Below are 15,914 nucleotides of genomic sequence, written 5' to 3' on the forward strand. Positions count from 1 at the left end.
ATTGGTCTAGCTTTTTACCATGCCCTTCTGGTTCTCCACCTCTATTCCACTCCATTTCCTTTTTTTAGTTGAAATGTTCATATGTTCCTTTTCCCTTTTAAGAGAGGATCAAAATTTCTTTTAAATAAAAAAACGAGCCTACTGGGGCTCGTTTCAATAAATAATAGTAACTCTTTGGGCAAGTTCCTCTATTTCAGCAGAATCATAAAAATGATATCCTTTTGCCGTCGTTTGGGCTGCAGCGTACATCGCAGCAGCTACTTTGTTTGCTTCTATTGCACGATATGGCCGTAAAGGGCCCACAAATACAAATTTTGCAAAAGTACTTAGCAGCCCAGAAATCTTTTCTCCCGCCCTGAATTCCTTGCGTTCTCCAAGAAGTAAGGAAGGGCGGAAAATATGTACTGCATTCAATTCCAGGTGCTGTAGTGTTCCTTCAACATCACCCTTAACGCGACTGTAGAAGAACTTTGATTTGGAATTGGCTCCCATGGCCGTGATGACGAGTAATTTATCAACATTGGATGTCTTTGCCATTTTAGCTGCTTCAATTACATAGTCATAATCCACTTTACGAAAATCTTCTTTCGTTTTAGCCTTTTTGATCGTTGTACCCAAACAAATGAAAACATCGGTGACTTTGAACAAATGGGCATACTTGGATAAATTATCGAAATCCACAACATGTCCTATGCATTTGGGATAAATGAGTTTCATTACTCTTCTTGTCAACAAATGGATTTCACTATAGATTTTGCTGTTGCTTAGCTCTTTAACCAACTGGGTGCCTACCACACCAGTAGCGCCTAATATCAATGCCGTCTTATTAGTCATGATTTCCTTCTTTCTATAATTAGCTCCTCAATCAACCATATCCTTTTTAACTCTAACCTAGCTTAATAGGACTAAGATAAATGATTAACTTGATTGAAATCATCAATTATCCAAGAATCAACTTCAAATCTAATCGTACTCAAACATGCATTGAACAAGCGCATTTCGTTGGATACGATTGACTCGTTTGACATCAAGCGTAAAATAAAATGAATGACGGCTCCATGTGCTACAAGTATAACTTTCTTCTCAGGATACTCCTTCTGAATTTCCTGGAGCCCATTCATCAGCCTGTTTCGTAAAGATTCCTGATTTTCCTGACCAGGATAATCTTTATCCCTGAATGCAGACTTCCTTTCCGCTGCTGTCATTCCTTCAGCGACGCCAAAATTCTTTTCAATGAATTCCATTTTTTCAATAACCGGGACTTCAGCATAGTGCGAAATGATATCCGCCGTCTCCCTTGCCCTCTTTAGAGGGCTTGAAATAATTACATCCCAATCATCTTTTGACAAAAATTCACCACATAGCCGTGCCTGTATCTTTCCGAGTTCATTTAAAGGAATATCAGTCTGACCTTGCAGCTTCCCTAGTGCATTCCACTCTGTTTGACCATGCCGCACTAAACAAATAGTAGTAATTGTCCTCAAACCCCTCTAAGTAGATTATTATTTTTTCACTTCTTCTATGATGGAATGTCCTTCAGTCCGTTCGAGATCTGACCATTTCCATCTTTCATGCAAGCGTATCCTTCCATCAGGCAGCATTTCAGGGGTGGAAAGACAGCTGCCTCCTCTAATTTCCCCTTTTTCATTGATATGATTATACCTGAATTCCAGAGTTCCATCCAGATTGACAAGCCCTATTAAAGTCCCTTTAACAATCTCTCCCCCCTGATAACTTGCTGAAAGAATTGAGCCATCTTGTGAATAATGGAAGGTAGTATTTCCTGACACTTCTCCATTTTCAGAATTGACTTTAGCTTTGAATATCCGACCATCATAATTAAACATCATCATTCCCCCAAATGAATTAATAAGGATAATGATACCAAATTAACAAAAAAAAGAATATTGAAAAATCTTATAGAATTTTATTTCTGTATCCATGGAAATGACACAAAAAATACATAATATTCCCCATTGAATTCCCCTATTATGATGTGGTTAGATTATGGAAGATGTTACTTATGGAATGAACAACCCCCAAGTTACGTCTAATCAAACTGAAGATTTTGGTGAGGTGCTCAAGTGAAAGAAATACTTCTGATTCTACTATTACAACTTATTTATGTTCCGATTTACACATTGCGAACCATTTTCTTAGTAAAAAATATTACCATACTTGCCTCGATACTGGGTATCGCAGAAATGTTAATTTACGTTTTTGGATTATCCCTAGTATTTGGCGGTGACCAAAGCATACTCGCCATGGTTGTATATGCGGTCGGTTTTGGAATCGGAATAATTTTTGGTACGAAAATTGAGCAAAAACTTGCCATCGGTTTTATTAATGTAACCGTTAATACTCAAACCAAAAATGAACATTTGGTAGACACATTGAGGAACAACGGATTTGGTGTAACTCTTTATACGGGCGAGGGCAGGGATAGCAACCGTTATCGTATGGAAATTTTGACAAAACGCAATCGGGAACAAGAATTGATAGCAACCGTTGAAAAGTTTGAACCTAAGGCTTTCATCATTTCATATGAACCACGTTATTTTAAAGGTGGATTTTTATTGGATCGGTTGAAAAATAAAGCAAGCTGAATGAAAAGCAAAAGCCCATCTTAAAAAGATGGGCTTTTGCTATATTTCGTTTTGATTTTCTAATCTTCACTGCCCTCGTTACCGGTTGTTTTTAATCCACTTTAAGTATTTTTTTATGCTTCATCATCTTTTACAAAAGTACGGTATTGAGTCGGATGGCCAGCTCTCGGTTTGAATGCAATGCGTGAATCTGTTTGTGACAAGATTTACAGAGATAGCTATCGGTTAAATGATGGATGGTCAGTTATATCTCATCCCTGTCACAAAGCTCACAAGTACCTATCATTTCATTGCTCGGCCATTAAGGCTTAACGGATTTTCCTTCTTCAACAATATGAAACATCAAATGGGCAAGATGGTGGATTGGCCCGTACTCTTCATTGTCATCCTCTTCTTCATCCTCCACTTCCACTTCATCCATCCCTTGTAAATAAAGTGCCATGAACTCATAAAAATCATTTTTAGTAAAGGAGTAACAATCACTTGGATCCTGATTATCTTCTTCATACTGTAAAACTAGATGGGATAAATCACCCTCATCATCTTCAGCATCAAAAAATACAAAATAACCGATATTTGTATCCAGTTCAAATAACCTGCGAAAACCGCGTGATGTCGCTTTTTCAAACTCAGCCGACGTCAATTTTTGCACTTGCATGCTGTCTACATTATCTTCTTGATGAAAGCCCACGATAAATGTGTTCATAATTGAACCTCCTGTTGAATATGGATAACCATTATTATCCCCATTTAACCGGATTTATTCCATTTAGAGGTTTGTTTCCAAGACGACCGGGCAATGATCGCTGCCCATGACATCGCAGTGAATGTCAGCCTCTATTAAAGATTTCGCCAGACGTTTTGAAACAATGAAATAATCGATTCTCCACCCGATATTCCGCTCCCTAACTTTTGCCATATATGACCACCAAGTATAGGCCCCTTCCTGGTCTGGATAAAAATGGCGAAATGTATCGATAAACCCTGAATCAAGTAATTCAGTCATCTTTCCACGTTCTTCAGTTGTAAAACCGGAATTCCCAATATTGGGTTTTGGGTTTTTCAAGTCGATTTCCTGATGGGCGACATTAAGGTCCCCACAAAAGATAACCGGCTTCACCAAGTCCAGTTCCTTAAGATATCCTATCATCTCATCTTCCCATTCGAGACGGTAATTCAGCCTTGATAAATCCCTTTTTGCATTGGGGGTATAAACATTCACCATATAAAAACCCTCGAATTCCAGTGTTATGATCCTGCCTTCCGGCTCTTCATCCAGATCTCCTACACCATATTTCACAGAAAGCGGTTTTTCCTTCGTGAAAATGGCTGTACCTGAATATCCTTTTTTCAGTGCATAATTCCAATATTGATGGTAACCTTCCAACTCAAGTGAAATCTGCCCTTCTTGAAGCTTAGTTTCTTGAAGGCAAAAAATATCTGCATCCACATCTTTAAAGTAATCTAAAAATCCTTTTTTAACACAAGCCCTAATTCCATTTACATTCCAGGAAACCAATTTCATATTCTCTTAAATTCTCCTTATGGCCAATTAATTTCTTTACATTTCAACTATACTATTTATCTGCTTTTTTTCCCATTAGAGTACATTCGAAAACAATCTGGCAAATGATTCTTTTGAACGTTCCAGTAAACCACGATCGTTATACCCGATAGGATCCAGTTTGTCACTGTCCATCATATCCTCTTTGTAATGAATGATGAGATCTTCAATGGTACGGCTGCCCATAAGAAAGACATTCACTTCAAAATTCAAATGGAAACTCCTCATATCCATGTTTGCCGTCCCTATGGAAGCCATATCACCATCTACGATAATAAGTTTTTGATGTAGAAAACCTTTTTTATATGAGTATACCTCAACGCCGAATTGAAGCAGCTCACCGAAATAGGAGCGACTGCCGTATTGGGTTAAAAACCCATCATTTACTGCCGGAACCATAACCCTAACTTGTATCCCCTTAATTGCGGCATGTTTAATTGCTGCTTTAATCGCTTGATTTGGTACGAAGTATGGACTTGCGATCCAAATTGATTTTGTGGCGTTCGTGATAAGTGAATAGTAAAAATCACTCATGATTCCCTGTTGTGTATCAGGTCCGCTTGCTACCACCTGGACAGCTCCATCCCCTTGTACCACTTTATTCTTGAATTCTGGACGTTCTTGCAATACATCTTCCCCGCTGACATATTCCCAATCCAAGAGGAAAACAGTATGAAGCATATATACCGCTTCACCTTTAAGGACCATATGTGTATCTCTCCAAAAACCAATGTTTTTATTTCGGCCTAAATATTCCTCTCCTACGTTTAAACCTCCTACAAAGCCAACTTCCCCATCTATGATGATGATTTTACGGTGATTTCTGAAATTAAATTTTTGATTGAAAAAACCATGTTTTAATGGTGAAAATGGATAGGCTTTTATCCCTGCATTTTTCATCCGTTTAACTTCATTATTTGATAGGCTTAAACTGCCGGCCGCATCAAAAATGAATAAAACTTCCACACCATTTTTTGCTTTTTCAATAAGGATATCTATAATTTCAGTACCAAGCCTGTCGGAACGAAAAATGTAATATTCAATATGGATGAATTTCTCAGCTTTTTTTAACTGTTTTATGATTTCTGTAAACGTTTCGTTGCCATTTTTCAATACTTCCGTTTCCGATGATGTGCTAATGGTGGTCTCAGATGCATTTTTGGCAAAAGCTGCGAATGATCGCTGATGATCATTCAAGAACGATAAATCTGGAAATGATACCTGTGTGACAAGACTCTTCCATTCTTCGCGATCTTTTTTCCTTTTACTTCGGAATAAAAACCCCTTTAAATAGAGCTGACCTGAGAATAGATAAAATACATATCCAAATACCGGGAAAAACAAAAGCACATACATCCATAAAAGTGTCTCGTGGGCAAATCTATTTTCGAGCATGAGTGAAAATAGGGTAATAAACATGACCAAAATATATAATCCAATAAAAAATAGCTTCACGTCGAAGCTAACTTGAGTGAACAGGATCATATAAACTGAAGCGATTAAAATAAATAAAAATACAATTTCCATTCTTCTTCTTTTCATCTTTTTCATTCTCCTACGCAGCAATATTTTATATATAAATAACATATACCCATATTTGATGGTAAAAGAAACAAAACACTTACGAAAACAATGTTCGCAAGTGCTTTGTGTATTACCTATCCAATTCACTTCATGACAGGAATCAAACTTTCATACAGCTCAATATACTTTAAAGAAGATGATGTCCAACTGAAGTCTAACTTCATTGCATTTTCGACCATTTTCCTCCATCTTTTCGGCTGGAATTTGTACAGACCGACAGATTGCTCAATTGTATGCAGCATATCGTGTGCATTATAATTCGTAAAACTGAAGCCGTTGCCTTCACCGGTAAATTGATTATAAGGTATGACCGTATCACGAAGTCCGCCAGTTTCCCTCACTAAAGGCAGCGTACCATAACGCAATGCCAAGAGTTGGCCGATACCACATGGTTCGAATTGTGACGGCATCAGGAATAAATCAGAACCTGCATATATCCTTCTTGCCAAACCCTCATCAAAATATGTATTGACTGAAACCTGATGTGGATATTGGTCAGCTAAATGACGAAATGCCGATTCATATTGCTCATCACCCGTACCTAAAAGAATGAATTGAACTCCCTGGTTCATAATTTCATGAAAAACATGGAGAATAAGATCTATTCCTTTTTGATCAACAAGCCTCGTTACCATTGATAGAACCGGGACGTCCTCATTGACAGGTAGATCCAACGATTCCTGTAGCTGACGTTTATTCTCCATCTTATCCGCATAAGAATCGAATGGAACAGCAAGATGTTCATCTGCTGCAGGATTATATTCCTCATAATCAATTCCGTTGATAATCCCTTTAAGGTCACCATTTCTCTTTCGTAAAAACCCATCCAGGTTTTCCCCAAAATAAGGACTCTGAATTTCTTCCGCATAACTTGGACTTACAGTTGTGACGATGTTAGAAAAAGCTAGGCCGGCTTTCAAATAACTTACATTCCCATGAAATTCAAGACCATCGATATTAAAATATAATTCACTCAAATCGAGTAATTCAGCTAATACAGCTTTAGGGTAAACTCCTTGATAGCGTAAATTATGTATGGTAAATATCGTTTTAATATCCTGATAGAATGGATGGTTATGATAATGGGCTTTCATCAAAACGCTGACAAGGCCCGTTTGCCAATCATGGCAGTGTATGACATCCGGTTTTTCTTCTAAATAGGGTAATGCCTCTAAAATTGCACGGGAAAAGAAGGCGAACCTTTCGCCATCGTCAAAGAAACCATAACTACCATGCCTTTTGAAATAATATTCATTATCCAGAAAATAATATGTAATTCCGTTAGCAACAAGTTTTTCGATGCCGCAAAATTGCTGGCGCCAACCAACAGGAACTTCAATACTCGTCAAATGTTCCAATTCCTGTTTGAATTGGTTAGGAAGATCCCCATATTTAGGAAGGATGACACTTACATGGACTCCCTGTTTTTTCAGCGCTTTCGGGAGCGCGCCTATAACGTCTCCGAGCCCTCCCGTTTTTATAAAAGGGGCGCATTCTGAAGCAGCAAATACAACATTCATTGCCGCACCTCCTCTATTAAATTACTTCCGCTTTTTTAATTACAGTAGGCTGTTTTAAACCAATAACTGATTTTTCACTAGTAATTCTCACTTCTTTATCAGTTATGATATTTTCAACGATGGCTCCTTCTTCAATCACGCCTTTTTGCATGATGATGCTATTTCTTATTATCGCACCCTTTTTCACCTTTACCCCACGGAAGAGTATACTGTTTTCGACAATCCCTTCAATATCACAACCGTTGGCTATCAATGAATTGGTAACCTTCGAAGAACTTGAATATTTGGTCGGTGCCTCATGTTTGATTTTTGTATAAACATCCCAAGTATCCCCGAAGAAGGAACGGATTACCGATGGGTTCAGGAAATTCATATTACTGGCATGAAAGCTTTCAATGGAATGGATGAATGGCATATCACCAGTAAAGTTATAGCCTTTGACCGTAAAACGATGCAGATTTGCTTTCACAGCGTCTTTCAAAAAGTCATATTCCCCACTGGCAACACAACTTTTGATCAAGTTCACCAATAGCGTTTTACTTATGATGAAGGTTTCTAGACAAACATGGTCACCAGGTCTAGGGATGGTATAAAAACTAATGTCGGTTATGTCTTCATCCGAATCCACCGAGCAGGTGTGATAGATTGGTTTTTCAATCAATTCCCCTACATAATCCTTATATACCACCGTGATATCCGCTTTATGTTTTTTGTGATAATCAAGCACTTCATTAAAATCCAATTTGCATACATGGCTTCCAGGGGAAATGATGACAGTATCTGCCTCTGCACGTTCGAAAAAGCTGAGATGATCATAGAATTGCTTCATATCGCCTGTTACCGTTTCATCCGGATGGATAGGGGGCAAGATGTATAAGCCTCCTGAACGCCGATCTAAGTTCCATTCTTTACCTGAGCCAAGATGATCCATAACTGAGAGATACTTTTCTTTAGGAAAAACGGCTACTTTTGATACATCTGCATTAATGAGATTCGACATAGTAAAGTCAATCAAACGGTAGCGTCCACCAAATGGCACAGATGCTACATTACGGTGAGCAGTCAGATCTTTTAAATGTTGTCTTTCATTGATTAAGTTAATAATACCCAACACATTTTCCATAGCATCTTCCCCTTTTTCTAGTTCAGAGTGATCTTTTTTTTGTTTGGATTGATAATGGTCTGATTTTCACCAATTAAGGTAATATCGGATGTAACCGCTGAGTTGCCAACTACGGCACCATCTTCTATAACACAATTACTGGCTATGATGCTTCTTTCTATATGAACGTTTTCACCAATCGTGACATTAGGCATGATGACTGAATCTTTTATGGTTGACCCATAGCCCACCTGTACATTATAGGATAAAACCGAATGTTCAATGTTCCCATGTATCATGCACCCTTCATTGATAAGCGACTGACTGACCTCGGCATCCGGTGATATATATTGCGGTGGATGGTTTGCATTACGGGCAAAAATTTTCCATTGCTGATCATCCAACTGGAAATTTGGCGTATCCTCCAATAAGTCCATATGTGCCTGCCAAAGGCTTTCGACCGTTCCAACATCTTTCCAATAATCATTAAAACGATAGGCATATAGCTTTTTTCGATCTTCAAGCATCTTTGGAATGATGTTGCTGCCAAAATCATTGGAAGAATTTTCATCCTTTTCATCATTTATCAAATACCGTCTTAGGGTTTTCCAATTGAAAAGGTAAACTCCCATGGAAGCGAGGTTACTTTTTGGATACTTTGGTTTTTCATCAAATTGTGTGACTTTATCATCATCATTGGTATTCATGATTCCGAAACGACTTGCTTCCTGCCACGGCACTTGAATGACAGCTATTGTTGCCTCTGCATTTTTTTCGATGTGATAATCCAGCATCTTACTGTAATCCATCTTATAAATATGGTCACCAGAGAGGATCAGTACATGTTCCGGATCATAGTTATCAATGTATTGGATATTTTGATAAACAGCGTTTGCCGTCCCTTTATACCATTCACCACCTTCTTTCCCTTGATAAGGGGGAAGTACGGAAACTCCGCCAACATCCAAATCAAGGTCCCAAGCTTTGCCATTACCAACATAATCATTTAGAATCAATGGCTGGTATTGGGTCAGTACCCCAACCGTATCTATACCAGAATGAGTGCAGTTACTTAATGGAAAATCGATGATTCTATATTTACCGCCAAAGGGAACAGCCGGTTTTGCCAAACCGATCGTCAATTCACCTAACCTTGAACCCTGGCCTCCTGCCAATAACATTGCTATCCATTTTTTCGCTCCCATTATTCGGTCACTCTCCCCCGTCTTTTTTTTGTTTGCTTCATAAAAATAGAAATGCCTAATGGAGGTACAGTTATTTCCATGCTGAATGGTTGATTATGGTATGGTTCCTTTTTGACATTAATAGGTTCTTCATTGATCTGACCCGATCCTCCGAAAGCTTCTGAATCACTGCTGAAAACTTCTATATATTTGCCTTGGGATGGTACACCTATTTGATACTGAGCATGAGCCTGTGCAGAAAAATTACAGACAATAATGCAATAATCTCCTTTACGTTTACCTTTTCTCATAAAGGTAATGATACTCTGTTCACTATTGTTCGGATCGATCCATTCAAAACCCTCCTGGACATGATCCAGTCTCCAAAGGGAGGAAGTTTGCCTATAAAAATCCTGAAGGGTACGGAAGTAATATGCCAGCTTTTCGTGGGATTCATATTCCAAAAGCAGCCAATCCAATTGTTCCTCATCTTTCCATTCTATGAACTGGCCAAATTCACCTCCCATGAATAGCAGCTTTTTTCCAGGATGCGTCATGAAATATCCAAAGAGTAACCGTAAATTCGCAAACTTCTGCCAATAGTCACCTGGCATCTTATTCAATAATGACTTCTTGCCATGAACCACTTCATCATGTGAAAAGGGCAAGACGAAATTTTCTGAAAAAGCATAGAAAAATGAAAATGTTAAGAGGTTATGATGATATGGCCTTTCCTTTGTTTCAAGTTTCATATAACGAAGGATATCGTTGGTCCATCCCATATTCCATTTGTAATTAAAGCCTAGGCCGCCTATATCGGTAGGAGAAGTTATAAGTGGCCGGTCTGTTGCTTCTTCAGCCATCATTAATGCATTGGGATACCTCTTGAAAACCACTTCGTTAAGTTTTTGTAAAAATTGTATGGCTTCCAGGTTTTCCTCACCGCCAAACTGGTTTTTCAGCTTGACCGGCAATGGATTATCATGATTTAAGTAAACCATCGACGATACCGCATCGACACGGACCCCATCAATATGGTATACATCCATCCAAAACATTACATTTGATATAAGGAAACTGATTACTTCTGGTTTTGTAAAATCAAAGTTGTATGTCCCCCATAACGGGCGATCTGCTCTAGTGTTATCAATTGGTTCATAGAGAGGAGTACCATCAAAACGGGAAAGTCCATGCGCGTCTTTACAAAAATGGGCGGGAACCCAGTCAAGGATTACACCTATGCCCTTTTGGTGGCAAAGGTTAATTAAATATTTAAAATCTTCCGGTGAGCCGTACCGGCTGGTTACGGAATAATAGCCCGTGACTTGGTATCCCCACGATTTATCAAATGGGTGTTCCATTATGGCCATGATTTCAATATGTGTAAAACTATTATCAATCACATAATCAATCAATCTATCAGCCAATTCACGGTACGAATAAAACTCGCCATCTTCTTTCTGTTTCCATGTTCCTGGGTGCACTTCATAAATAGACATGGGTTTATGATAAATATTTTCCTTTTTCCTATCAGCTATCCACTTCGAATCTTGCCATTCAAAATTATCCAGCCTTTTGATGACCGAGGCTGTATTTGGTCTGACTTCCGAATAAAAGGCATATGGATCGGCTTTTAGGATTCGTTTATTTCCGGGTGTATGTATTTCGTATTTATAGAGTTCCCCTTCTTGTAGTCCTGGTACGAACAACACCCAGATACCTGATCGCTCGATCCGTTTCATCGCATGATCTTTTCCGTCCCAATTATTAAAATTACCGACTACTGAAACTTGCTTGGCATGGGGGGCCCAAACGGCGAAGCGTACTCCTTCTTTACCTAATGATGTTACAATGTGTGCCCCAAGCATTTTATAGCTTTCATAAAGGGTTCCTTCATGAAACAAATACAAATCGAAATCGCTTGGATAAATCTCTTGTAGCTGGTCAATAATTGTACTCAATAAAACCCCTCCATCAGTATTAACTCGATAGTATTTTACCCATCCTTCCCCAGTTATTATATATATTCGATGAAAATGATATTAATCCTTCAAATGGAGGTGAAGATATTGTTATAAATAGCCGTTTTTTTGTAAATTAAAACATTTTTTTGAGGAAAATATACATTTATTGTAAAAATATTATTATACCAATAAAAGCTCTCCCCATTTATTGGAAAGAGCTCTAAGGTATCATGTATGAATGCTTCATGTTATTTGTTCAGTTCGAATCATGGAAGTCTTCGTCAAAAATAAATAGGACAATGATACTGACCATGCCAAAGGAGTATTCTTGTTTGGAATATTACTGCCCCCTATATATAATTCGGGTACTTCCCAATTATCCGGTATGATCATTTTCGTTTTTTCTATATATTCCTTAACTTTGTTCATCATGCCAAGTTCAAGGTAGCATAAGCCCAACCACGGAAGCCCGAAACACCATTCCGCTTCTTGACCGTCATTATAATAAAGGTCCTTTTCATATCTAATGCAACCATTTGTTCTTTCAAGGCGCTCTGTGACATTCTTCAATATTTTAAGTGCTATGTCACGGTCTACCAGCCGATAAGGATAAATTAAGGATAAAAGGGCTAAATCCGTCTCTTTTGAATAACTTTCCCTTGGAAGCAAGAAACGAAGGGCTTCTTCTCCCTTTTTAATCAGTTCATCCTTGACGTTGACCAGCATTTTGACTGAATTCAAACCAGCAACACATGCACCTATGCTTGAAGCGTGGATTTCTATATTTTCTTCCCACATCCCGTTATCTTCCGCCTGCCAATATTGCAGGCATTCCAAGTAATTGACCAACTTTTGAACAATTTGTAAATCACGTTGATTTCTCATCACCTTTTTACCATGCCTATATCCTTCACCGACACCCCATAAAAAGGCCCCTATCGCATCATTCTGGGCATGGCCCCACTCATCGGGCAGTTCTTTAAGCTCAATGGAATACCTTGCATGGATATGTTCAAATAGAAACTGGGGTTTCTGTTCCGTATGAATATCTATCTTCCACTCATAGGATTGAAATAAGTCGAATAAAGCATGATATGCTTTCTCGTAACGATTGGATGGATCATTTATAAAAGACATTACTGTATAAACGACATCCCTTATCCAGACATAATTATAATCATCGGAAACGCTTGCCGTATATGCGCCATTAGGCAGCCGCATGCGATCAAGAACCTCTAGTGCACCATTCACATTCATTAATTGAGCACCTCCATAGTTATTTGCTTATTCCCATTGTTGACAGACTCCCATTTTCTAAACGTTTGTTATTTCATTTTCAATTAGAAGCGCTTTCAATTCAGCTAACCAAAACAATTTTTCAGAAGTACATTCACCTTAGTTTATGTAATTACTGCCCTTTTTGATAATCAAGCTTCCAATGTTCATTAAAATGCTTCATTTGCCTAAATTGAAATATCCTTCTTGGGAAATAAAAACCCAGTAACGGAAATCCATTACTGGTTATATCGGCCTATCATTAAAATGTTTAGTAATTATTAAAAGAAATTTCGTAATATCACCAAGAAAAGCACGCCAATCGATGCCCCATTCAGGAATGCATTTTACTAAGCAGCACCAAAGGAACGACTCTAAGTATGAAAGTTACAATCGAAGTCCCTATCGACGACCCCTGCAGCAAAACCGTTACTTGGGTATCCCAATAAAGTAGGTATACTATCCTTTATACTTGCCAAAAGCCTTCACCAACATTAACCTCGGAAAGCCATCGTTTTTCCATTCAGCACTATCCTGACTCATATATTCCACCCTTGTTTTAATAAGTTCCTTCAATTGCTTTTCAGCTGACCAAGCAGAATTGGCAACTCACTATATATTTCGATGATATCTTCTATCGGCATTCTAACTAAACCGCTGGAAGAAGGGGCAACGAATTCCATGGTCTCATTCGATGAAGGTACTGGTTGCAGCCCCCAAGAGATCTTTCGTAATTGACGATATTCCTGATAGACACCCTTGCCTACAAAACAGACAAGTTTAGGTTTATACTTTTCAATTTTCCTTTTTAATAGCTTCCTTCCTTTTATGTACTCTTCTTTAGTGATTTCGTCCGCTCCTTTTGTAGGCCTGGAAACGATATTGGTAAAACCATAACCTAAATCCAGCAATGACGAGTCTTCAGTTGGTTCATATTTCCGCGGTGTCAGCCCGGACTCGAAGAGGATTTTCCAAAAGCGATTGTTGGGATTCGCATAATGATGACCAGTCTCGCCTGAGCGAATGCTTGGATTGAAACCTACGAACAATATATCCAAATTTTCCTTTAAATGATCAGAGATGCCTTCCATTTTAAAACTCCTTTTCAAATTTGCTATTTAATCATTGTACAAAACTGAAAAATATTTAACTACCTTTAAAAACTAAATACGGTTTAAAAAGAATGAACGTTGATGGCTCCATAATATGGATGAAGACTTGTCAAATTGAATATTGAAGACCTCTTGCTCCTAAAACATTACGTTCGCCTTCACTCTACATGGGACAAACTACCATAAATCGGGTTAAAAGGATGCCACGGTGGCAGTTAGTGAATATCCCCCAAAGAATATTCAATTAAATGGAATAGATAATTGATTTTTCCCATGCCCTGGCATCAAGCAAAAGTCTGCATGTTTTTCAAAGCTTGCAGGGATTTAAAATTAAAGGATATCCGCAATTTTCATGTACTCATTATTGGAAATGACAGACAGCTAAAGAAAATTTAGAATGTGGCTGCGTGCCTCCAATTTTCAAGTAAGAAAGAGCTCATTCATTTCACTGGCAACAAAAAATGTGATAGTGCACTGCAGAACAATTGTAGGTACGGGGAGGGTTTGGGGAAGCAATGGTGAAAGACCCGTTATTTCTGGGGGAAATCTCGGGAATATCGGGACGGTGAATAAGCCTACATCAATCAAATTCCGATGTTCAAACAGGCAGGATTTAAATTCGATAGAGTAAAAGAAATATTTCCTCCTTTTATATTATATGAAAGTTGCAATTCACTCATTTGAACAGAAAAAGGCCATAAATTAATGGTTCTGCTTCTGTTCTAATTTATTCAAATCTCTCACGATGGCTGACTATAGTAATGGGGAACTATTGATTCTTTGTTAGGAGATAAACTACATAGATATTGGAGGGATAAGTCTCTCGTTTATTAAACAGATTGATAAATGGGTCCAGGAAATAAATGAATCAATTAAATAGGATCAAGATCCATTATTAAAACCGCAGCAACTTAATAGTCGGAATTCCATTTGGCAAATGACTTTACTCGTAGGTACTTAAATACCTACGAGTTTTTTATGTTACGCATCAGAATATGCTTCTTGTGTAAATTCACTCTTTCAAACCCGGGAATCAGGAAACATTCTGCCGGTGTTCGATATGATCATGTTTTCTCGCATTGGACATCTTATTGATGGTAAGAAGAATCCCAGAAAGCCATATAATTACAATGCCAGTATAGATGTATATATGGGCTTCAATCGGAATCCATGTAGCTAATAATGTTCTTACATTAATTAATATAATGAAACCACCCACTAAAACACCCATTAATTGAGCAGGAAGCATCCTGACGAGCCAGGCAGCAATTGGTGCTGCAACCACTCCACCAATTATCAACGCAATGACCCAAAGCCAATTGACAGCTTCCCATCCAAGCGAAATGATAAAACCAAGACTACCGAAGAAAGCAATGGCAAATTCACTCGTATCTACAGTCCCTACGGCTTTTCTCGCCGTCATGCCTTTTTTTGACAATAAAACGGGCGTTGCAATCGGTCCCCAACCGCCTCCGCCTGTTGCATCACAAAAGCCTGCAAAAAGACCTAACGGAATGGATTGTTTTGCGGTCAATGGCCTTACGGTTTCATTTTCCTTTGACGGCTTAAAAATAAATAAAAAGCGGAATAAAACGTATACACCAAGACCAAATAAAAATATGGCAATATACGGTTTTGCTAATTCGGCTGGCAGGTTGCTCAGGAAACATGCACCTACAAATGCACCAACAGAACCTGGAATGATCAAGCGATAGACCATATTTTTATCCACGTTCCCAAACTTTATATGTGAAGCTCCGGATACTGCTGTGGTCACTACTTCCGATAAATGAACGGATGCTGATGCTACTGCAGGGGCAATCCCGAATGTCAACAATAAGGACGTGGAACTCACTCCATACCCCATTCCAAGCGAACCATCGATTAATTGGGCTAAAAACCCGATAAAGGCCAAAACGATTAACTTTTTCATGACATTCCCCTTTTTTCACTAAAATAGAACCTATATCATCGACCCGATGGTACCGTTTGCCTGTATAAAT

At 38.4% G+C, this 15,914-nt stretch carries 14 protein-coding genes; 1 reads left to right on the top strand and 13 read right to left on the bottom strand.

The window, feature by feature from the left end; all coding sequences use genetic code 11:
• Positions 1–153: 153 nt before the first annotated feature.
• From ACIQYG_RS09165 to ACIQYG_RS09175, 3 genes are all read right to left on the bottom strand, one after another.
• Positions 154–834, bottom strand: a complete 681-nt coding sequence (locus ACIQYG_RS09165) for an NAD(P)H-binding protein (protein WP_402837288.1) — start codon at positions 832–834, stop codon at positions 154–156.
• 71 nt (positions 835–905) lie between these two features.
• A complete protein-coding gene (locus ACIQYG_RS09170; protein ID WP_402837884.1) occupies positions 906–1,475 on the bottom strand; it encodes a histidine phosphatase family protein in 570 nt (189 codons plus the stop codon).
• 27 nt (positions 1,476–1,502) lie between these two features.
• Positions 1,503–1,853 (bottom strand): avidin-fold protein, encoded by a 351-nt coding sequence (locus tag ACIQYG_RS09175; protein ID WP_402837290.1) that lies wholly within the window; start codon positions 1,851–1,853, stop codon positions 1,503–1,505.
• A gap of 231 nt (positions 1,854–2,084) precedes the next feature.
• Here ACIQYG_RS09175 and ACIQYG_RS09180 point away from each other — a divergent pair, with 231 nt between their 5' ends.
• On the top strand, positions 2,085–2,606 hold the full coding sequence (locus ACIQYG_RS09180; RefSeq protein WP_034306915.1) for a DUF2179 domain-containing protein: 522 nt from the start codon (positions 2,085–2,087) through the stop codon (positions 2,604–2,606).
• Between the two features lie 301 nt (positions 2,607–2,907).
• Here ACIQYG_RS09180 and ACIQYG_RS09185 read toward each other — a convergent pair whose 3' ends face one another.
• From ACIQYG_RS09185 to ACIQYG_RS09230, 10 genes are all read right to left on the bottom strand, one after another.
• Positions 2,908–3,312, bottom strand: coding sequence for a cytosolic protein (locus tag ACIQYG_RS09185; RefSeq protein ID WP_402837292.1), 405 nt, complete (start codon positions 3,310–3,312; stop codon positions 2,908–2,910).
• A gap of 63 nt (positions 3,313–3,375) precedes the next feature.
• Positions 3,376–4,131, bottom strand: a complete 756-nt coding sequence (locus ACIQYG_RS09190; protein ID WP_402837294.1) for an exodeoxyribonuclease III — start codon at positions 4,129–4,131, stop codon at positions 3,376–3,378.
• Between the two features lie 75 nt (positions 4,132–4,206).
• Positions 4,207–5,712, bottom strand: a complete 1,506-nt coding sequence (gene cls, locus ACIQYG_RS09195) for a cardiolipin synthase (protein ID WP_402837296.1) — start codon at positions 5,710–5,712, stop codon at positions 4,207–4,209.
• 125 nt (positions 5,713–5,837) lie between these two features.
• The gene (gene glgA / locus ACIQYG_RS09200; protein WP_402837300.1) at positions 5,838–7,274 is read right to left on the bottom strand and encodes a glycogen synthase GlgA; all 1,437 of its coding nucleotides are present in this window, start codon (positions 7,272–7,274) and stop codon (positions 5,838–5,840) included.
• Positions 7,275–7,290: 16 nt separating this feature from the next.
• Positions 7,291–8,397, bottom strand: a complete 1,107-nt coding sequence (glgD, locus tag ACIQYG_RS09205; RefSeq protein WP_402837302.1) for a glucose-1-phosphate adenylyltransferase subunit GlgD — start codon at positions 8,395–8,397, stop codon at positions 7,291–7,293.
• A gap of 17 nt (positions 8,398–8,414) precedes the next feature.
• On the bottom strand, positions 8,415–9,581 hold the full coding sequence (locus tag ACIQYG_RS09210) for a glucose-1-phosphate adenylyltransferase (protein ID WP_053535126.1): 1,167 nt from the start codon (positions 9,579–9,581) through the stop codon (positions 8,415–8,417).
• On the bottom strand, positions 9,581–11,521 hold the full coding sequence (gene glgB, locus ACIQYG_RS09215) for a 1,4-alpha-glucan branching protein GlgB (RefSeq protein ID WP_402837305.1): 1,941 nt from the start codon (positions 11,519–11,521) through the stop codon (positions 9,581–9,583). The genes ACIQYG_RS09210 and glgB overlap by 1 nt, the downstream gene beginning before the upstream one ends.
• A gap of 246 nt (positions 11,522–11,767) precedes the next feature.
• Entirely contained in the window at positions 11,768–12,781 is a 1,014-nt protein-coding gene (locus tag ACIQYG_RS09220) for a glycoside hydrolase family 15 protein (protein WP_402837307.1), read from the bottom strand.
• 590 nt (positions 12,782–13,371) lie between these two features.
• The gene (locus tag ACIQYG_RS09225; RefSeq protein ID WP_402837309.1) at positions 13,372–13,890 is read right to left on the bottom strand and encodes a mismatch-specific DNA-glycosylase; all 519 of its coding nucleotides are present in this window, start codon (positions 13,888–13,890) and stop codon (positions 13,372–13,374) included.
• A 1,054-nt stretch (positions 13,891–14,944) separates the two neighbouring features.
• Positions 14,945–15,844, bottom strand: a complete 900-nt coding sequence (locus ACIQYG_RS09230) for a sulfite exporter TauE/SafE family protein (protein ID WP_402837310.1) — start codon at positions 15,842–15,844, stop codon at positions 14,945–14,947.
• Between the last annotated feature and the right edge of the window lie 70 nt (positions 15,845–15,914).

The organism is Peribacillus sp. NPDC096622, assembly GCF_044762665.1.
Taxonomy (GTDB): Bacteria; Bacillota; Bacilli; order Bacillales; family DSM-1321; genus Peribacillus; species Peribacillus frigoritolerans_B.